18 protein-coding genes are annotated in these 19,414 nt (G+C 68.0%); 5 read left to right on the top strand and 13 right to left on the bottom strand.

Annotation, left to right across the window (positions count from 1 at the left end; translation table 11 throughout):
• Nucleotides 1–4 precede the first annotated feature (4 nt).
• The 10 genes from ybeY to IFT71_RS05095 form a co-directional block, all read right to left on the bottom strand.
• The gene (gene ybeY, locus IFT71_RS05050; protein WP_031438936.1) at nt 5–514 is read right to left on the bottom strand and encodes an rRNA maturation RNase YbeY; all 510 of its coding nucleotides are present in this window, start codon (nt 512–514) and stop codon (nt 5–7) included.
• A gap of 123 nt (nt 515–637) precedes the next feature.
• Complete coding sequence (locus IFT71_RS05055) at nt 638–1,642, bottom strand: PhoH family protein (RefSeq protein WP_056409148.1); 1,005 nt, start codon at nt 1,640–1,642, stop codon at nt 638–640.
• 428 nt (nt 1,643–2,070) lie between these two features.
• On the bottom strand, nt 2,071–3,390 hold the full coding sequence (gene miaB / locus IFT71_RS05060; RefSeq protein ID WP_192139474.1) for a tRNA (N6-isopentenyl adenosine(37)-C2)-methylthiotransferase MiaB: 1,320 nt from the start codon (nt 3,388–3,390) through the stop codon (nt 2,071–2,073).
• Nucleotides 3,391–3,676: 286 nt separating this feature from the next.
• Complete coding sequence (locus IFT71_RS05065) at nt 3,677–4,201, bottom strand: lysophospholipid acyltransferase family protein (protein ID WP_342212598.1); 525 nt, start codon at nt 4,199–4,201, stop codon at nt 3,677–3,679.
• 193 nt (nt 4,202–4,394) lie between these two features.
• A complete protein-coding gene (locus IFT71_RS05070) occupies nt 4,395–4,817 on the bottom strand; it encodes a Fur family transcriptional regulator (protein WP_031394622.1) in 423 nt (140 codons plus the stop codon).
• Nucleotides 4,818–4,892: 75 nt separating this feature from the next.
• A complete protein-coding gene (locus tag IFT71_RS05075; protein WP_192139475.1) occupies nt 4,893–5,402 on the bottom strand; it encodes a GNAT family N-acetyltransferase in 510 nt (169 codons plus the stop codon).
• Entirely contained in the window at nt 5,402–6,034 is a 633-nt protein-coding gene (gene tsaB / locus IFT71_RS05080; protein WP_192139477.1) for a tRNA (adenosine(37)-N6)-threonylcarbamoyltransferase complex dimerization subunit type 1 TsaB, read from the bottom strand. Before tsaB ends, IFT71_RS05075 begins: the two co-directional genes overlap by 1 nt.
• Before the next feature lie 39 nt (nt 6,035–6,073).
• A complete protein-coding gene (locus IFT71_RS05085) occupies nt 6,074–6,673 on the bottom strand; it encodes a malonic semialdehyde reductase (protein ID WP_192139479.1) in 600 nt (199 codons plus the stop codon).
• Complete coding sequence (locus IFT71_RS05090) at nt 6,673–7,245, bottom strand: NifU family protein (protein ID WP_031396534.1); 573 nt, start codon at nt 7,243–7,245, stop codon at nt 6,673–6,675. The genes IFT71_RS05085 and IFT71_RS05090 overlap by 1 nt, the downstream gene beginning before the upstream one ends.
• Before the next feature lie 83 nt (nt 7,246–7,328).
• Nucleotides 7,329–8,207 (bottom strand): aspartyl/asparaginyl beta-hydroxylase domain-containing protein, encoded by an 879-nt coding sequence (locus IFT71_RS05095; protein ID WP_192139481.1) that lies wholly within the window; start codon nt 8,205–8,207, stop codon nt 7,329–7,331.
• A 153-nt stretch (nt 8,208–8,360) separates the two neighbouring features.
• On the opposite strand from IFT71_RS05095, the gene IFT71_RS05100 reads away from it, so the two are divergent.
• Both IFT71_RS05100 and IFT71_RS05105 read left to right on the top strand, forming a co-directional pair.
• On the top strand, nt 8,361–11,330 hold the full coding sequence (locus IFT71_RS05100) for a M16 family metallopeptidase (protein WP_192139483.1): 2,970 nt from the start codon (nt 8,361–8,363) through the stop codon (nt 11,328–11,330).
• A gap of 151 nt (nt 11,331–11,481) precedes the next feature.
• Nucleotides 11,482–11,967 (top strand): hypothetical protein, encoded by a 486-nt coding sequence (locus IFT71_RS05105; RefSeq protein ID WP_192139485.1) that lies wholly within the window; start codon nt 11,482–11,484, stop codon nt 11,965–11,967.
• A 33-nt stretch (nt 11,968–12,000) separates the two neighbouring features.
• Here IFT71_RS05105 and IFT71_RS05110 read toward each other — a convergent pair whose 3' ends face one another.
• The 3 genes from IFT71_RS05110 to IFT71_RS05120 all read right to left on the bottom strand — a co-directional run bounded on the left by IFT71_RS05110 (nt 12,001) and on the right by IFT71_RS05120 (nt 16,868).
• Nucleotides 12,001–13,791 carry an AMP-dependent synthetase/ligase gene (locus IFT71_RS05110; RefSeq protein WP_192139487.1) on the bottom strand — a complete coding sequence of 597 codons (1,791 nt, stop codon included), beginning with the start codon at nt 13,789–13,791 and terminating at the stop codon, nt 12,001–12,003.
• A 199-nt stretch (nt 13,792–13,990) separates the two neighbouring features.
• The gene (gene ggt / locus IFT71_RS05115; RefSeq protein WP_192139489.1) at nt 13,991–15,745 is read right to left on the bottom strand and encodes a gamma-glutamyltransferase; all 1,755 of its coding nucleotides are present in this window, start codon (nt 15,743–15,745) and stop codon (nt 13,991–13,993) included.
• 91 nt (nt 15,746–15,836) lie between these two features.
• A complete protein-coding gene (locus IFT71_RS05120; protein WP_192139491.1) occupies nt 15,837–16,868 on the bottom strand; it encodes a quinone-dependent dihydroorotate dehydrogenase in 1,032 nt (343 codons plus the stop codon).
• Nucleotides 16,869–17,103: 235 nt separating this feature from the next.
• Between IFT71_RS05120 and IFT71_RS05125 the strand changes: the two genes are divergently transcribed.
• The 3 genes from IFT71_RS05125 to IFT71_RS21205 all read left to right on the top strand — a co-directional run bounded on the left by IFT71_RS05125 (nt 17,104) and on the right by IFT71_RS21205 (nt 19,413).
• Complete coding sequence (locus IFT71_RS05125; protein WP_031441060.1) at nt 17,104–17,532, top strand: SUF system Fe-S cluster assembly regulator; 429 nt, start codon at nt 17,104–17,106, stop codon at nt 17,530–17,532.
• Nucleotides 17,533–17,656: 124 nt separating this feature from the next.
• Nucleotides 17,657–19,147, top strand: a complete 1,491-nt coding sequence (gene sufB / locus IFT71_RS05130; protein ID WP_056020496.1) for a Fe-S cluster assembly protein SufB — start codon at nt 17,657–17,659, stop codon at nt 19,145–19,147.
• Nucleotides 19,144–19,413, top strand: coding sequence for a hypothetical protein (locus tag IFT71_RS21205; protein WP_206757441.1), 270 nt, complete (start codon nt 19,144–19,146; stop codon nt 19,411–19,413). The genes sufB and IFT71_RS21205 overlap by 4 nt, the downstream gene beginning before the upstream one ends.
• Nucleotide 19,414: the final 1 nt, after the last annotated feature.

A 19,414-nucleotide genomic window follows, 5' to 3' on the forward strand; every position in this document is an offset into this window, starting at 1 on the left:
GTCGTCAGTCCTCTGTGATGAGATAGGGATCGTGGAGCCCGAGCGCGGCGAGCGCGTCGCGTTCGATCTGCTCCATACCCTCCGCCTCGTCGTCGTCCATATGATCATAGCCTAGCAGATGCAGCGTGCCGTGCACCATCAGATGCATCGCATGATCCTCGACCGAGATGCCGCGCTCCGCGGCTTCCGCGACGCAGACGCCGTGCGCGAGGATGATGTCGCCGAGCAGCACCTCGCCATCGTCCGAATTCTGCGCGATCGTCTCGAGCAGATCGGCCTGTACCATCGGGAAGGACAGGACGTTGGTCGGCTTGTCCTTCTGGCGATACTGTTTGTTGAGCGTGTGGACCTCGTCGTCGGACGCGAGCCGGAACGAGATCTCGACCGTGGCGGCGCCGGTCAGCAGCTGGCCGTGCGGCGTGCGTTCGATCGCCGCGGTCGCGGCGCGCTTAGCGAGGCCGTCCCAGTCCTGGTCGGGCCAGGGAGCCTCCGAAGAGAGCGCGATTTCGAGCATGCGGGTCCTTCCGGCGGAAACGTCAGGACGAAATCATTACACAGGTGGCAAAGTTCCGCACCCCTTGTGGTATGCGGACGGCCCGGCGGCTATCCCGGCATGTCCGGAATAGCCGCGCAGGGATCAGGCGTCGCTGCCTTCATAGGCTTCGACGACGCGGCCGACGATCGGGTGGCGGACGACGTCGCCGACGGTGAAGCGGCACATCGAGATGCTCTCGACCCCCTCCAGACGGCGGACCGCGTCGGCCAAACCCGAGGCGGCGACGCCACCGGGAATGTCGACCTGCTTGGGATCGCCGCAGATCACCATCCGGCTGTTCTGGCCGAAGCGCGTGAGGAACATCTTCATCTGCGCGGGCGTGGTGTTCTGCGCCTCGTCGAGGATGACGAACGCGTCGGCCAGCGTGCGGCCGCGCATGAAGGCGATCGGCGCGACCTCGATCTCGCCGCTCGCGATGCGGCGTTCGACCTGCTCGGCGGGGAGGCAGTCATAGAGCGCATCGTACAAGGGGCGGAGATAGGGATCGACCTTCTCCTTCATGTCGCCGGGGAGGAAGCCCAGCCGCTCGCCCGCCTCGACCGCGGGGCGCGACAGGATCAGGCGCTGGACGCTGCCGGTGATGAGCTGCTGGACCGCCTGTGCGACCGCGACATAGGTCTTGCCGGTGCCTGCTGGCCCGAGCGCGAAGATCATGTCGTTGTTGGTCAGCTCGCGCATGTAATGCGCCTGTGCCGGCGTGCGCGGGACGATCGTCTTCTTGCGCGTGCGGATCATGATCGGCGGAGCAGCGCCGCCGCCGGCATCGGCGCGGATGATGCCTTCGAGCACGGGTTCGTCCGCCATCGCGATCGACGCGTCGACGAGGCCGGTGTCGACATCCTCGCCGCGCTGGATCCGGGCATAGAGATCGTGGAGCACGTCGCGCGCCTTGGCGACCTGTTCCGCGGTGCCCTCCAGACCAATCTTGTTGCCGCGTGCGGTGATGTACACACCGAGGCGGTTTTCGAGCGCTACCAGATTCTGGTCGTACTGGCCGAAGAGCCGGACGAGGAGTTGGGGCTTGTCGAACAGCAGCTCGACTCGGGCGCGGTCACCGGACTGGGCGGGAACGGGTTTACGGCTCATGCGGTCCTTTCGGGGGCAGACGTGTCGGATCGGTGATTGGGTATGGTCGGGCCGGCACGCATCACGCCTGGGGTGGCGTTCGACCAGAGATGAGCATGGGAGGCCGCGCGTTCAAGCGGCGCCGGAGCGCCTGGCTGGCGATGATTCGAGTCGCGTGGGCGAAGCTGCATCGAGGGGGAGTGTGGCAGGGGATTCGGGTGGGGGACAGCGGTAGTTTTGGTGTGGTGTGCGAAGGCTGGGGGGCGTTGCCTGAAAGCCTCAGCGGGTGGGCGGGGCGCACGCAATTGCCACGATCACCATACCACCCCGGCGGAGGCCGGGGCCCAGTTGGGAAGGTCGATGTAACGGAGGATCGTCCGTCGTTATGCCCGTCCCCCAACTGGGCCCCGGCCTTCGCCGGGGTGGTGGTAAAAGGTGGGGGCGGTTTTTCAGGCGGCCTGCGCGATGCGTTCGATGCCCGTCAGCGAATTGGGCCCGGCCGCCGCGAGCGTGACCTCCACCAGATCGCCGATCGCGTGGTCGCCGATCAGGTGGACCGATTGCAGCCAGGGCGACTTGCCGATCAGCTGGCCGGGGAGCTTGCCGGGGCGTTCGAGCAGCACGGTGCAGGTGCGGCCGACGGTGGCGGCGTTGAACGCGTGCTGGTCGCGGTTGAGCGCGGCCTGGAGGCGCTGGAGGCGCTCGTCCATCACCGCCTCGGGCACCTGCTCGACGATCGACGCGGCGGGGGTGCCGGGGCGCGGGCTGTATTTGAAGCTGTAGGCCTGCGCATAGCCGACCGCGTCGACGAGGCTCAGCGTGTCCTCGAATTCGGCATCGGTCTCGCCGGGAAAGCCGACGATGAAGTCGCCCGACAGCGCGATGTCGGGGCGCACCGCGCGGACGCGGTCGAGCAGACGGAGATAGGAGTCGCGGGTGTGCGACCGGTTCATCGCCTTGAGCACGCGGTCGCTGCCCGCCTGGACGGGGAGGTGGAGGAACGGCATCAGGCTCTCGACGTCGCGGTGCGCGTCGATCAGGCCCTGCGTCATGTCGTTGGGGTGGCTGGTCGTGTAGCGGATCCGCGCGAGGCCGGGGATGCGATCGAGGTCGCGGATCAGGTCGTGGAGGCCGCGCGTGTCTTCCGACCAGGCGTTGACGTTCTGGCCAAGCAGCGTGATCTCGCGCGCGCCGGCGTCGACCAGCGCCTTGGCCTCGTCGACGATCGCCGCGAACGGCCGGCTGATCTCGGCGCCGCGGGTGTAGGGGACGACGCAATAGGTGCAGAACTTGTCGCAGCCTTCCTGCACGGTCAGGAACGCCGACGGCGCGACCTTGCGGCGGGTCGGGAGCGCGCCGAACTTCGACAGCAGCGGCATGTCGGTGTCGAGCGACGGCGTGCCTGCAGCCGCCTTGGCGACGAGGTCGGGGAGGTTGTGATAGGCCTGCGGACCGACGACGACGTCGACCTTGGCGCGGGTGAAGATCTCCTGCCCCTCGGCCTGCGCCACGCAGCCGGCGACCGCGATCATCGGCGTCTTGCCGTTCTTGCGCAGCTGGTCCTTGCGCAGCCGGCCGATGTCCGAATAGACTTTTTCGGTCGCGCGTTCGCGGATGTGGCAGGTGTTGAGCACGACGATGTCGGCGTCGACCGCATCGGCCTGGGTCAGCCCGTCGGCGGCCATCAGTTCAGCCATGCGCTCGCCGTCATAGACGTTCATCTGGCAGCCGAACGACTTGACGTGATAGGTCTTGGGTTTCGAGGTCATGCGCGCGCCGTACCAAATTTGTGTGCGTGGGGGGAGTGGCGTTGCGGCTCGTTCGTGACAGCACGCTGCGATACGCACCATCTGCACCTCCCCGGCGGAGGCCGGGGTCCAGTTGGGGGACGTTGCTGACCGGGGACGGCGCTTTGTTACTGCGACCTTTCCAACTGGGCCCCGGCCTTCGCCGGGGTGGTGTTTGAGGGCTGGGTGGGGGCAGCGCGCTCCCCCTTGTTCTCCCGCGAAGGCGTTAGCCCAGCCTGGGTCCCCGCCTTCGCGGGGAAACATAGTCTTAAAGGGCTTCGATGCGGCGGCGGGCTTCGGTGGCGATGGCTTTGCGGTTGCCGTGGTCGGCAGGGGCGAAGGGTTCGGCGAAGTGCAAGGTCGCGACGAAGCTGCCGCGGCGTTTCAGGACGCGGGCGGCGTGGTGCTGGCCGGGTTCGTCGCCGACCCAGGCGAGCTCGTGCGTGGCGGAGCCATAGTCGATGCGGACCGGCTGGACGCGGACGCCGGGCGGGGGCGGGTCGAGCGCGGCGAGCAGCGCGGCCTTGAAGGGGAGGAGCGTGACGCCGTCGCCGGTGGTGCCCTCTGGGAAGAGCGTGACGGGCCAGTCGCGTGCAAGCGTGTCGCGGAGCTGCGCGATCTGCGCGGTCACCGCCATGCGATCGGCGCGGCTGACGAAGATGGTCGCGTTCAGCGTGCAGAGCCAGCCGACCAGCGGTACGCCGCGCAACTCGGCCTTGGCGACGAACGCGGTGCCGGTCGCGCCCGACAGCAGCAAAATGTCGATCCAGCTGAGATGATTGGCGACGAACACCACGTCATGGCGCAGCGGCGTGCCGACGATCCGTCGCCGCGCGCCGATGATCCGGCCGACCAGTCCGAGAAAGCGCGGCGGCCAGGGCGATCGCCGGCCGAACAGCCGCCACAGCCCGTGGACCGGCAGCGCGAGCAGCAGCGCGATCAGCAGCGCCGCGAGCCGCGCGACGAGACGCAGGCGCCCGATCGGATCAGTCCTTGCGGGTCAGCGCGACGCCGTAGAGTTCCATGCGGTGATCGACGAGCCGGAAGCCGAGCTTCTCGGCGATCGCCTTTTGCAGCTGTTCGAGCTCGGGATCGACGAATTCGATCACCTTGCCGCTCTCGACGTCGATCAGATGGTCGTGATGCGCCTCGGGCGCGGGTTCGTAGCGCGCGCGGCCGTCGCCGAAATCATGGCGATCGAGGATGCCCGCCTCCTCGAAAAGACGCACGGTGCGATAGACGGTCGCGATCGAGATGCCGGGGTCGATCGCCGAGGCGCGCTCATAGACCTTTTCGACATCGGGATGATCATCCGCTTCCGAGAGGACGCGCGCGATGACGCGGCGCTGCTCGGTAATGCGCAGGCCCTTCTCGTTACAGAGGGCTTCCAGATCGATCTTGCGCGGCATGTGTCATTCCCTTGGTAAACCTCCATGTAGGCGGTTAACGCTGTTGCGAAAAGGGATAGTGACTCGCAATAAGCCTCAGCTGCCGATCGCGCGCGAATAGGTGTGCGCGTCATGCGCCACCCCCGACCGGCCACGGTAATAGGCGCGGCGTTCGCCGACCTTGGCAAAGCCGTGCGCGGTGTAGAGTTCGACCGCCTCATTGCCTGCGCGCACCTCGAGATGCAGCGTGGCGACGTTCGCGGCGATGCAGTCGGCGATCACCGCGCCGACCAGCGCGGTGCCGATGCCGCGGCGGCGCGCATCGGTCGCGACCGCGATCAGCAGCAGCTCCGCCTCATCGAGCACGGTCCGCGTCATCGCGAAGCCCGCGGGGCGATCATCGACAAAGGCGAGGACGAGCTGGATGCCGGGCAGCGCGAGCACGCCGAGGCACTGGGTGCGCGTCCACGCCTCGCCATACGCTGGGTCGAACGCGTCGCCCATCAGCGCGTCGACGATCGCGAGGTCGCGCGCGTCGCCCGCGCGCAGCACGACCGCGGATGCCGTGTCTTCGTCGGAGGGCGGGGGCACGGCGTGGGTCGCCATCAGCGCGGCACCACCGGACGGACCGCGGCGGGCTTCGCATCGGGCGCGCGGCCGTAGATCGGGACGGGCGGCAGCGCAGTGAGCGTCCCGGGCAGCAGGATCGCGGCGCCCGCATCGGGCAGCGCCTCGGTCAGGTCGAGATCATCGGCGAGCGCGGCGAGCCAGCGCACGCCATTGCCGACCGCGCGCCGTCCCGCCAGCGCCGCGAGCGCCGCGTCGGGCTTCAGCGACACCATGTCGGTGCGCGGCGACAGATCGGCGGCAAAGCACTGCATGAAGACCTCGCCATGCCCGCCCTCTAAAACTACTGCAATATCATCGGTTAAGCGATCGTCGAATCCCGCCGCGGCGACCAAAGGCAGCGACGAGAAGCCGGTGACCGTCGCCGACCAGCCGAGTGCCAGCCCGCGCGCGGCGGCGATGCCGACGCGGACGCCGGTGAAGCTGCCGGGGCCGACATCGACGAGGATGCGGTCGGCGCGGCCGCCGCCGGGCAGCGCGGCGATCATCGGCACGAGCCGTTCGGCATGGCCGCGCCCGACGACGTCATGCGTCCGCGCGACGATCACGCCGTCATCGGCGAGCGCGACCGAACAGGCGGTGGTGGACGTCTCTATGATCAGCGTACGCATATCTTTAGTCCCTCTCCCCTCCGGGAAGAGGGCGTCATGTCAGGCGATGCTGTTGAACTTCGCGAAGTCGGGGCGTGGCGACCTGGCGAAGATCGTCGCAGGATCGCCATAGCCGAGCGTCGCGATGAAGTTGGTATGGACCGCGGGCGTGTCGGCGAAGAAGGCCGCATCGACCTTGTCCGCGTCGAATCCCGACATCGGTCCGGTGTCGAGCCCGAGCATCCGCGCGGCGATGATGAAATAGGCGCCCTGCAGCGTCGAATTGCGGAACGCGGAGGTCGCGCGCAGTTCGGCACTGCCCGTGAACCAGGACTTGGCATCGGCGTGCGGAAACAGCTCGGGCAGATGCTCGTGGAATTCGGTGTCCATGCCGATGATCACCGAGACGGGGGCGTTCAGGATCTTGGGCTGATTCTGCGCGCTGCACGCGTCGGCGAGCTTTTGCTTGGATTCGTCGCTGACGCACCAGACCAGCCGCGCGGGCAGCTGGTTGGCCGACGTCGGACCCCATTTCATCAGATCCCAGATCGCGTGCAGATCGGCCGTCGCGACCGGGCGGTCGGCATAGCCGTTATAGCTGCGCGCCTCGCGAAAGACCGCGTCGAGCACGGCGTCGGGCTGGGGACCGCGCGGGGTCATCAGACGGCGCGCACTTCGGTGACTTCGGGGACGTAATATTTCAGCAGCTGCTCGATGCCGTTCTTGAGCGTCGCGCTCGACGAGGGGCAGCCGGCGCACGCACCCTGGAGCTGGAGGAACACCTTGCCCTTGTCGAAGCCGCGATAGACGATGTCGCCGCCGTCATTGGCGACCGCCGGGCGGACGCGCGTCTCGATCAGGTCGCGGATCTGCGCGACGATATCAGCATCGGCGGGGTCGTCGGTCAGCACGGTATCGTCGGATGGCACCGAGAAGCCTGCGCTTGCGGGGCGGAATAGCGGCATCGCGGCGGAGAAATGGTCGAGCATGATCGCGAGCACGTCGGGCTTCAGGTCCGACCAGGCGACGCCGGGCGCGGCGGTCACCGAGACGAAGTCGCGACCGAAGAACACGCCGGTCACGTCGCCGAGCCGGAAGATCGCGTCGGCGAGCGAACTCGCCTCGGCCTCCTCGGGGGTGGCGAAGTCGCGGGTGCCGGACTCCATGACGGTGCGTCCCGGCAGGAACTTCAACGTCGCGGGGTTCGGGGTGGATTCCGTTTCGATCAGCATGGGGTGCATGTGGCGACGGGGGGCGGAGGGATCAAGCAAACTCTTCTTTGGCACCGGCATAGCGTTTGAGCGGCCGGATGCCGTCAGACGTCGAGCTGTTTCACCGCGGCGTTCCAGTCGCCGATGTTGCGGACCGCGTCCTGGACGAAGGCCGAGCGGCGGACGACCTTCAGGAAGGCGTCGGCGATCCACTTGCCCGGATTGCGCAGCGGCCGTTCGAACTGGATGAGCAGGACGACGCGCGTGCCGCTCGTGTCGTTCCAGACCGCGTGGTTATAGGTGTCGTCGAACACCAGCGTTTCGCCCTCCGACCAGCGCACGGTGCGGTCGTGGACGCGCATCCGGACGTCGCCGTCGCGCGGCACGATCAGGCCCAGGTGACAGGTGATCAGCCCCTTGGTCACGCCGCGATGCTCGGGGATGTGCGTGCCGGGCGCGAGGATCGAGAAGAAGGCGCTGTTGAGGCCGGGGATCTGCGCGACGAGATCGCGCGTGCGCGGGCAGCGCACCAGATTCTCGTTAATCGGATAGCCATAGCCCCAGAGGAAGAACGAGCGCCACTTGTCGATCTCGGCGATCGCGCGGTGATCGGGCGAGATCGTCGCGAGGCTGGGCGAAGCCTCGCCGCGCAGCGCGACCGCGACCGCCTCGTCACGGATATCGCGCCAATGCTCGCGTAACATCTGCGTCCAGGCGAAGTCGCGGACGTCGAGCACCGGATCGTTCGACACCAGCGACGAGCTTGCGATCAGCCGGTCGAACACGCCGCGCAGATGCTTGCCGACGCGGATGATCAGCGGCCGGCCGGGTTCCGCCGCGAGCGGCGCGCCGGGCCGGGGCGCACCCGAAATGACCGTCAGATCGGGGGTGCGGTGGGGGGTGCTGCGGGGATCACGACCAGAATTTCGCCACATTGCCGGACCCGTCGCGGTCCCGGTCTTCGCCCTGACTTCGGCTTGCATTCGCACTCCACTCTTCGTCGTTCGCTCGTACCGCGCGCCCGTATCCGCGCTTGCAGGTGATTGAGATAGCGCGGCTATGGGACGAAATGATGGCGCGGCGCGCGCGACGGGCACGGCGCTGGCGGTCGGCGGCCGGGGGCGCTACAGGACGGCATGGCGTTTACCCCCCGCGCGCTCGGCGCTCCCGTCTTCCTGTCGCTCGTGCTGTGCCTGGCGATCCCTGCCATCGGCCAATCGGGAGCGCGGCCCGCGTCCCGCGCCAAGCCGCCCGCGGCGGCACCTGCGGCACCCGTCCAGCCGCAGACCGTGGCGATGCCCGGCGAGGCGCCGACGCTGCCGGGGCTGCCCGGGATCGACACGACCGCGTGGCTCTACAAGGGCAGCGATCTCACCCGCGATCCCGAGTGGAAGTTCGGCACGCTGCCCAACGGGCTGCGGTTCGCGGTGCGCAAGAACGGCGTCCCGCCGGGCCAGGTGTCGGTGCGCGTCCGGGTCGATGCCGGGTCGCTGAACGAGAGCGACGCCGAGCGCGGCTATGCGCATTTCATCGAGCATCTGTCGTTCCGCGGGTCGAAATACGTCCCCGACGGCGAGGCCAAGCGCGTCTGGCAGCGGTTCGGCGCGACGTTCGGATCGGACACCAATGCGCAGACGACGCCCGTCTCGACGACGTACAAGCTCGACCTGCCCTCGGCGAGCGAGGCGGGGCTCGACGACAGCCTGAAGATCCTGTCGGGGATGATGGAGCAGCCGGTGCTGACCGATGCGACGGTCACCGCCGAGCGCCCGGTGGTGCTCGCCGAACAGCGCGAGCAGCCCGGACCCCAGGTGCGGATCGGCGATGCGATCCGGTCGACCTTCTTCGCCGGCCAGCCGCTCGCGGACCGGTCGCCGATCGGCAGCATCAAGACACTCGAGGCGGCGACCGGCGCGAGTATCAAGGCGTTCCACGATCGCTGGTACCGGCCCGAGAACACCGTCGTCATCATTTCGGGCGACATGGACCCGGCGCTGTTCGGACGGCTGATCGTCAAGAACTTCGCGGACTGGAAACCGGTCGGCGCGTTCACCGCGGCGCCCGATTTCGGCAAGCCTGATCCCGCCGCCCCCGCCGCACAGGCGATCGCCGAGCCGTCGCTGCCCGCGGTCGTCACGCTCGGTGTGGTCCGGCCCTGGGTGTACAAGGACGACACCGCGATCATGAACCAGACGCGGCTGGTCGACGTGCTGGCGACGCGGCTGATCAGCCGGCGGCTCGAGACGCGCGCGCGCGCCGGCGGCAGCTACCTCCAGGCGGGGGTGTCGATCGACGACGTGTCGCGGTCGGCGAACCTGACCAGCGTCAACATCGTGCCGATCGGGACCGACTGGGAAGCGGCGCTGAAGGATGTGCGCGCGGTGATCGCCGACGCGCAGACCAACGCGCCGAGCCAGGCCGAGGTCGACCGCGAATATGCCGATTTCGACACGATCATGCGCACCCAGGTCGAGACCGCCCGGGTCGAGGCAGGCGCGCGCCAGGCCGACGACATGGTCGGGGCGCTCGACATCCGCGAGACGGTCGCGGGGCCCGAGACATCGTACAAGATCCTGCAGGACGCCAAGGCGAAGGGCATGTTCACCCCCGCCACGCTGCTCGCCGCGTCGAAGCGGATCTTCGAGGGGACCGCGACGCGCGTGCTGGTCAACACGATCACGCCCGATCCGGCGGCGCCGGCCAAGCTCGAGACCGCGCTGAAGGCCGATGTCTCGGGTCTCGCGGGGCTGCGTCGCCAGCAGAATGCGGTGACGTTCGCCGCACTGCCGCCGCTCGGCAAGCCCGGCGTCGTGGCGTCGCGCGAAAAGATCGCCGCGTTCGACATGGAGCAGGTGACCTATGCCAATGGCACCCGCCTGCTGCTGTTCCCCAATACGGGCGAGACCGGCCGCGTCTATGTTCGCGTCCGGTTCGGGCGCGGTTACAGCGCGATCCCGGCGAACAAGCCGAGTCCCGCCTGGGCGGGCGACCTCGCGCTGGTCGCGGGCGGGATCGGCAAGCTCGACCAGGGCGATCTCGACCAGCTGACCGCCGGGCGTCGCATCGGCCTCGATTTCGGGATCGACGACGACGCGTTCACGCTGGGCGCGCTGACCTCGCCTGCGGATTATGCCGACCAGCTGACGCTGATGGCCGCCAAGCTCGCCTTCCCGGCGTGGGACGCAGCCCCGGTCGCGCGCGCGCGGGTCGCGGCGCTGGCGGCGTTTGCGGGCTATGAATCGTCGCCCGACGGCGTGCTGTCGCGCGATCTGGAGAAGCTGTTGCGTGCGGGCGATCCGCGCTGGGGCACGCCGTCGCGCGAGTCGGTCGAGGCGCTCAACGCCAAGGACTTCCGCAAGTTCTGGGAGCCGCTGCTCAAGACCGGGCCGATCGAGGTGTCGGTGTTCGGCGACGTGAAGAGCGAGGAGGCGATCGCCGCGGTCGCCAAGAGCTTCGGCGCGATCGCCCCGCGGTCCGCATCGACCGCGGTGGCGGCGCCGGTGCGCTTCCCCGCGCATGTCGCGACCCCGGTGATGCGCACGCATACCGGCCCGCAGAACCAGGCGGCGGCGGTCATCGCCTGGCCGACCGGCGGCGGGATCGAGGCGATCACCGAGAGCCGTCGCCTCGACGTGCTGGCGCAGGTGTTCGCCGACCGGCTGTTCGAGCGTCTCCGCCAGGCGGCGGGCGCGAGCTACAGCCCGAACGTGCAGAGCCAGTGGCCGACCGGCATGAACAGCGGCGGTCGCCTCGTCGCGATCGGCCAGGTCGCGCCGGAAAAGGTCGCGTTCTTCTTCGAGACCGCGCGCAAGATCGCCGCCGAGCTCGTCTCGACGCCGATCGCGGATGACGAGCTGCAGCGGATCAAGCGGCCGATGGGGCAGTATATCATGCGCGCCTCGACCGGGAACCAGTTCTGGATGCAGCAGCTCGGCGGGGCGACCTATGATCCGCGGCGGATCGACGCGACCAAGCGGATCGCCGAGGATCTGGTGTCGACGACGCCCGCCGACCTGCAGGCGGTCGCGGCGAAATATCTGCGCCCCGACCGCGACTGGACGATGGCGGTGGTGCCCGCCGCGGCGCCCAAGCCGGCGGCGAAATAGGCGGACCCGGAGGGCGCGTGCCGGTCGGTGCGCGCCCTTCGCCGAAGAAAATTTCCTCGCGCAACGCCGGGCGGCGGGGATCGATCCGCACCACCGGATCGATCGTCATGCTGCGGGCGTTTGAACCTGATTCATACCCGGGAGTGTATTGATGAAGAAGACGTGGTTAGCGCTGGCGGTTGCCGGCGGATTGGGCGTGTCCGCCTGTTCGGGTGCGCCGTCGACCGATGCGGTCGATAACAATGCGATGAGCACTGCAGGCGTATCGCTGCGCAATCTGGGCGAAACCGACGTCGCAGCGCCGGCGCCGCCCGCGCTGACGGTCAAGGGCGACCTGATCCCGACCCCGTCGGACACCGCCTCGCGCTATTTCCTGCTGCGCGAGCGCCGGGCGATCGGCGGTACGGTGATCGCGATCATCCGCCAGGAGCATGCCGGCCGCGTCGCCTATGCCCGCACCGAAGTCGATTGCGAGCGTCGCCTGTTCCACGTCCTGGGCGTCGCGCCGCGCCGTTCGCTGGTCGAGACGAGCATCGCCTATGACGGTCCGTTGCGCCCGATCGCCGGGCTGCCGCTGCGCGAGGAGCTGGCGACCTATGTCTGCAAGCGCAGCAACCTTCCGCTGGGCGCAGCCTGAGGGGGCGGGGGGTCCAATGTGGCCCCCCATTCGTCAGCCCTTGAGGTAGAGCGCGTCGAGCCGGTCGCCATAGGCCTGGCGGATGACGTGGCGGCGGATCTTGAGGCTCGGCGTCAGCTGTTCGTTCTCGATCGTGAACGGCCCGTCCGCCAGCACGAAGCGGCGGACGCGTTCGGTGACGGTCAGGTCCTTGTTCACGCGCTCGATCGCGTGGCCCAGCGCGGTCCGGAACTCGCTGTTCTCGGCCAGCCTGCTGAAATTGCACGCATCGCCGTTCGACGCGCACCATTGCTGCGTCCATTCGGGATCGGGGACGATCAGCGCGACCATATAGGGGCGCTTGTCGCCGGCGATCATCGCCTGGACGATCTCGGGCTGGAGCGTCAGCATCCCCTCGATCTTCTGCGGGGCGACATTGTCGCCCTTGTCGTTGATGATCAGGTCCTTCTTGCGGTCGGTGATGCGGATGCGACCCTGCGCGTCGATCTCGCCGACGTCGCCGGTGTGCAGCCAGCCGTCCTTCAGCACCTTCGCGGTCTCGGCGTCGTTGCGCCAATAGCCGTGCATGACGAGCTCGCCGCGGACCAGGATCTCGCCATCCTCGGCGATCCGCACTTCGGTATCCTTGAGCGGCGGGCCGACCGAGTCCATCCGCACGCCCGCCTTGGGGCGGTTGCACGAGATGACGGGCGCGGCCTCGGTCTGGCCATAGCCCTGGAGGAAGGTGAGGCCGATCGATTCGAAGAACAGCCCGACCTCCGGGTTGAGCGGCGCGCCGCCCGAGATCATCGCCTTCAGCCGGCCGCCGAACTTCTTGGCGATCTTGGGCTTGAACAAGGTCGCGACCGCGGCCTGCGCCGGCCGGTCGATCAGGCGGAGCTTGCCCGCATAGCGCCTGGCGCCGATGTCGAGCGCGCGGGCGAGCAGATAGGCCGACGCGCCGCCCTGTTTCTCGATCGTCTTCGAGATGCGCGTGCGCAGCACCTCGAACAGGCGGGGGACGACGAACATGATCGTCGGGCGCGTTTCCTCGATATTGGCGGCGAGCTTTTCGAGGCCTTCGGCATAATAGATCTGGCCGCCCAAGGAGATCGGGAAATGCTGTCCGCCGGTATGTTCATAGGCGTGGCTGAGCGGCAGGAACGACAGGAAGACCTCGTCGTCCCAGCCGAAATCCTCCGAGATGACCGCAGCGCAGCCTGCGCAATTGTGCAGGATCGCGCCATGATGCTGCATCACGCCGCGCGGCGCGCCGCCGGTGCCCGAGGTGTATATGATGCAGGCGAGATCGTCGCGGGCGAAGGTCGCGCGCGCCGCCGCGGTCTCGGGCTTCGTCGGGTGCGCGGCGATCAGTGCGTGCCAGTTGTGGAAGTCGATCGCGGCGGGAACGCGCATGTCCTCGAGCCCGATCACGATCTGCGCCTGGTTCGAGCGCAGGACCGCGGGGAGCACCGTCTTTGCCAGCTTGGCGGTCGAGACGATGATCGCGCAGGCGCCCGCATTCTCGATGATGTGCAGGTGATCGCGTTCGGTGTTGGTGACATAGGTCGGCACCGTCACGCAGCCCGCGGCCATGATCGCGAGGTCGCTGAGGCACCATTCGGGGCGATTCTCGCTGACCAGCATCACCCGGTCGCCGCGTTTGAGCCCGATCGCGGTGAGCGCCGTGGCGAGGCTCGCCACCTGCCGCGCGGCGTCGGCCCAGCTGGTCGCCACCCAGGTGCCGCTCTGCTTGGTCCAGAGGAACGGCGAGTCGCCCCGCTCCGCGGCGCGCGCGAAGAACATGGTGACGAGGTTGGGAAAGGGTTCGAGCTGGCGGGGCATGGTCTCTCCTGGGGCGCTCTTGCGAACTGTGTCCCCTCGCGGGGCCGCTCGGTCTTTGGTGCGGTATAGTCTGCTAACGGTCCGTCGTCATTCCCGCGGAGGCGGGAACCCATATTGGCTGACCGGCATGTGGGGTCACCGACGTCAGCGCCTATGGATCCCCGCCTGCGCGGGGATGACGACAAAGGGGCGGGGCATGCTATTCCGGCGCGCGCTGGAGCGCGCCGACGCGCTGGATCTGTGTCACGGTGCCGTCCTGCGCGATTCCGACGCCTTCGCTGCGCGGGTCCGCCGCGCCGACCCAGCGGCCGTTCACGCGCTCGACCGCGTTCGCCTTGAGGCCGAGCGCGGTGACCTGCACCGTCTCGCCCAGTGCCTCGAGCGCGGGGATCATCGCCTCGCGTTCGGTACCCTTCTCGACCGCGGCGACATGGCCGGGCGCGTAGATCAGGCCGAGCGCGATCGAATCCTGTGCGGACAGTTTCCAGTCGACGACGCCGATGATCGCCTTCGCGACCTGCGCGATGATCGTCGAGCCGCCTGCCGCACCGACCGCGAGCCGGACCTTGCCGTCGGGGCCGTAGACGATCGTCGGCGACATCGAGCTGCGCGGACGCTTGCCGCCCTCGACGCGGTTGGCGACGAGATAGCCGTTCTTTTCAGGCACGGTGTCGAAGTCGGTCAGCTGGTTGTTGAGCACGGTGCCGTCGACGGTCAGCCCCGAGCCGAAATAGCCCTCGACCGTGGTCGTCACCTCGACGACGTTGCCGCGCGAATCGGCGACCGCGAGGTCGGTGGTGCCGGGGACTTCGCTGACCGGCGCGGATTGCCGGGCCGGGGCGCCGGGGGGCGAACCTGCGCTGACGCTGGCCATCGTCGTGGTCGGCTGGATCAGTGCCGAGCGTGAGGCGAGATAGGCGGGATCGAGCATGCCCTTGACCGGCACCGACACGAAATCGGGATCGCCGACATAGAGGTCGCGGTCGGCATAGGCGAGCCGCGAGCTTTCGGCGAACAGGTGCCACGCCTGCGGACTGTCCTTGCCGAGCCTGGCCATGTCGAAGCGTTCGAGCTGTTTCAGGATCATCAGCACGGTGATGCCCCCCGAGGAGGGCGGGCCCATGCCGCAGATGCGGTGGACGCGGTAGGTGACGCAGACCGGCGCGCGGGTCTTCGCGTCATAGCTGGCGAGGTCGCCGGTCGTCATCTTCGACGGGTTGCGCGCGGCGGTGTTGACCGTGGTGACGATCTTCTGCGCCTCGGGCCCGACATAGAAGCTGTCGGCGCCGCGCGCGGCGATCCGCTGGAGCAAGGCGGCCTGGGCGGGGTTCCTGATCATCGCGCCGATCGCGACGGGCGATCCGTCGGGGGCGGAAAAGAGCGTGCGCGTTTCAGGCGTGATGTGGCCGCCATACGCCTTCATCCCGTTGACGAGCCGCGGCGACGCCTTGAACCCGGTGGTCGCGAGCCGGATCGCGGGGTCGAACAGCCGCGTCCAGGGAAGCCTGCCCGAGGCGCGGTGCGCGAGCGCAATGCCGCGCAGCGCGCCGGGGACGCCGACGCTGCGACCGCCGGGGACCGCGTCGCGGTGGCTGAGCGGGGTGCCGTCGGCGGCGTAGAACCAGCGCGGGTCGGCGGCGGCAGGCGCCTTTTCGCGCGCGTCGATCGTGCTGAGCCCGCCATTCGCCGCATGGCTGACCCAGAAGCTGCCGCCGCCGATGCCCGAGCTCTGCGGCTCGACGACGTTGAGCGCGAGCATCGTCGCGATCGCCGCATCGGTCGCGCTGCCGCCCGCGCGCAGGATCTCGACACCCGCGGCGGCGGCGCGGGGGTCGGCGGCGCTGACCATGCCCTGGTCCTTCGCCGGGGCGGGGGCGGGGGTGGGGGCGGTCCGGCGGGCTTCGGCGGTGGCGGTGGGGAGGAGGAGGGCGAGCGCTAGGAGGGGAGTCTTCATCGCGTGCGAACCTAGCGCGGATCGGGTGCGAGGCAAGGCGTCCGCCGCAAACTCGCCGTCATCCCAGCTTTCGCCGGGATGACGAAATGTGTCAGCGGGCGTCGACGCCGATCGCGTCGGCGATGCTGGCGAAGCCGTCGCGGGTGAGCAGCGCGTCGAGCTCGCGCAGCATCCGTGCGGGGAGGCCGGGGCCTTCATACACCAGAGCGGTGTAGAGCTGGACGAGGCTCGCGCCCGCGCGGAGGCGGGCATAGGCTTCCGCGCCGCTGCCGATGCCGCCGACCGAGATCAGCGGGATCGCGGCGCCGGTGGCCTTGCGGAAGTCGGCGAGGCGCTGGCGCGCGAGCGGGGCGAGCGGGGCGCCCGACAGGCCGCCGGTTTCCGTCGCGTTCGCCGAGCGCAGGCCGGGGCGGCCGATCGTCGTGTTGTTGACGATCAGCGCGTCGATCCGGTTGTCGATCGCGGCGCGGGCGATGTCGTCGATATCCGCGGGCTCTAGGTCGGGCGCGACCTTGAGGAAGATCGGCGTGGTGCCCTTGGCGGCGGTGCAGGCGGCGAGCAGGTCGCGCAAAGCTGCGCCATGCTGCAGATCGCGCAGGCCCGGCGTGTTGGGCGAGCTGATGTTGATCGTGATGTAATCGGCGTGCGGCGCGGCGCGGGTGACGCCGTGGACGTAATCCGCGGTGCGATCGCTCGCATCCTTGTTCGCGCCGACATTGATGCCGAGCACGCCCTTGCCGCGCGCATGGGCTTTCGCACGGTCGAGCGCCGCGTCGAGGCCGCCATTGTTGAAGCCGAGGCGGTTGATCACCGCGCGGTCTTCGGGGAGACGGAAGATGCGCGGCTTCGGGTTGCCGGGCTGGGGCAGGGGGGTGAGCGTGCCGATCTCGACACTGCCGAACCCGAGCCCGAAGAACCCGTCGATCGCGCGACCGTCCTTGTCGACGCCGGCGGCGAGGCCGACCGGGTTGGGGAAGGCGATCCCCGCCACGCTGGTCGCAAGCCGCGGGACGGATGGCGCGAGCGGCGTGCCCGCCTTGCCCCATGCGGCGAGCGCGGCGATCGTCAGGCCATGCGCGCGTTCGGCGTCGAGGCGGAAGAGAAGCGGGTGGTAGAATGCCATGCGCGCTCTTACCCAGATCGGCTGGGGCGGCCAAACCCTTCTTCCGTCATCCCCGCGCAGGCGGGGAATCCATCCGTCCGCAGGCGCAAAAGGCAGAGTGGATTCCCGCCTCCGCGGGAATGACGAAGTGGACTCAGTTGCGAGTCGTTAGCACTGGCGGACGGGTTGACGCTGCCCCTTGCAAAGCCCATTTGTCAATCGGATCATATCGGTCCGATTGGACTCACAAGCCACCATGCGTCTTTCCAGCCTAGCCGACTATGCGGTCGTGATGATGAGCGCCGCGGCGCGTCATTGCGGTGGTATCGCGCGGCTGAACGCGACGCTGCTGAGCGAGGAGACCGGCGTGCCGCTGCCGACCGTGCAGAAGCTGGTCAGCCGGTTGTCGGCGGCGGGGCTGATCGAGAGCACGCGCGGGACCGGCGGCGGGTTTCGCCTGTCGCGGCCGCCTGCGTCGATCTCGCTTGCCGACATCATCGAGGCGGTCGAGGGTCCGATCGCGCTGACCGCATGCGTCGACGGTGCGGCGCAGGATTGCTGCATCGACCAGACGTGCAAGGTGAAGCCGCACTGGAACGCGGTCAACGGCGCAGTCCGCGGCGCGCTCGCCGGCGTGACGCTCGCCAGCCTTTTGCAAGTCCCGAATTCGCCGGTGCCCGCATGACGCGCGCAGCGACTTACCCCTTTCTCCGCGATCTCTGCGCCTCCGCGCGCAAAATCTCATATTCGCGCAGAGACGCAGAGATCGCAGAGTTTTTAGAGAGCCGCGTTGCGGCGGAGATGGAATGATGGCTACCCGGAACGCAGAGGCCTATGCCGCCGCGAACAAGACGTACGAGTGGGGCTTCTCCTCGGACATCGAACAGGAATTCGCGCCCAAGGGCCTGTCGGAAGACACGGTGCGCTTCATTTCCGCCAAGAAGGGCGAGCCGCAGTGGATGCTCGACTGGCGTCTGAAGGCGTTCGCGCTGTGGCAGACGATGGAAGCACCCGACTGGTCGAAGCTCAACGTGCCGCCGATCGATTATCAGGACGCCTATTATTACGCGGAGCCCAAGGCGAAGCCGAAGCTCGGGAGCCTCGACGAGGTCGATCCCGAGATCCTGCGCGTTTACGAAAAGCTCGGCATCCCGATCGGCGAGCAGAAGATGCTCGCGGGCGTGGTCGAGGATCCGCTGAATGAGGACGGTACGCCGAAGCGTCGCGTCGCGGTCGACGCGGTGTTCGACAGCGTCTCGGTCGCGACGACGTTCCGCAAGGAATTGGAGGCCGCGGGCGTGATCTTCCGGTCGATCTCCGAGGCGATCAAGGAATATCCCGATCTCGTGCGGAAATGGCTCGGGAAGGTCGTGCCGCAGCGTGACAATTACTTCGCGACGCTCAACTCGGCGGTCTTCTCCGACGGCACGTTCGTCTACATTCCCGAGGGCGTGCGCTGCCCGATGGAGCTGTCGACCTATTTCCGGATCAATGCCGAGAATACCGGTCAGTTCGAACGCACGCTGATCGTCGCCGACAAGGGGTCGTACGTCTCCTATCTCGAGGGCTGCACCGCGCCGATGCGCGACGAGAACCAGCTGCATGCGGCGGTCGTCGAACTCGTCGTGCTCGACGATGCCGAGATCAAGTACTCGACCGTGCAGAACTGGTATCCGGGCGACGAGAACGGCGTCGGCGGGATCTACAATTTCGTCACCAAGCGCGCGCTGTGCCAGGGGAAGAATTCGAAGGTCAGTTGGACGCAGGTCGAGACCGGCAGCGCGATCACGTGGAAATATCCGTCGTGCGTGCTGGCGGGGGATGGCTCGGTCGGCGAATTCTATTCGGTCGCGGTGACGAACAATCGCCAGCAGGCCGATACCGGCACGAAGATGATCCACCTTGGCAAGAACACGCGCTCGACGATCGTGTCGAAGGGGATTTCGGCGGGGCGGTCGGACAACACCTATCGCGGGCTGGTGCGCGTCGCGCCGACTGCGGAAGGCGTGCGCAACTTCACCCAGTGCGACAGCCTGCTGCTCGGCGACCAGTGCGGCGCGCATACCGTGCCCTATATCGAGGTCCGCAACCCGTCCGCGCAGATCGAGCATGAGGCAACGACGTCGAAGATCTCCGAGGACCAGCTGTTCTACGCGATGTCGCGCGGGCTGGATGCGGAGGCCGCGGTCGCGCTGATCGTGAATGGTTTCGCGCGGGAGGTGCTGCAGCAGCTACCGATGGAGTTCGCGGTCGAGGCGCAGAAGCTGCTGGGGATTTCGCTGGAAGGGTCTGTGGGGTGACTGCCTTCGTTCCCATGATGATTGGAATGGTCATCCCGTATTTTCTAGGCGGGGTTGTTCTGGGCATCATAACGCAGCGTCGGTTCTACTGGATTGTATGTTGTTTGGGCATCGTTGGCGTATCTTATTGGCTTGACCACCGACCTATTGAAGCCGGCACAGCTATTGTCGAAGCGGTCATTGCCTACTTGGGAATGATCTGTGGTGCTCGGATATATGGTCATAAATCAAGACAGTGGTCGAAATCTTTACAGAAGATGAAGTGAA

This window comes from Sphingomonas sp. CFBP 13733, assembly GCF_014841795.1.
Lineage (GTDB): Bacteria > Pseudomonadota > Alphaproteobacteria > Sphingomonadales > Sphingomonadaceae > Sphingomonas > Sphingomonas aerolata.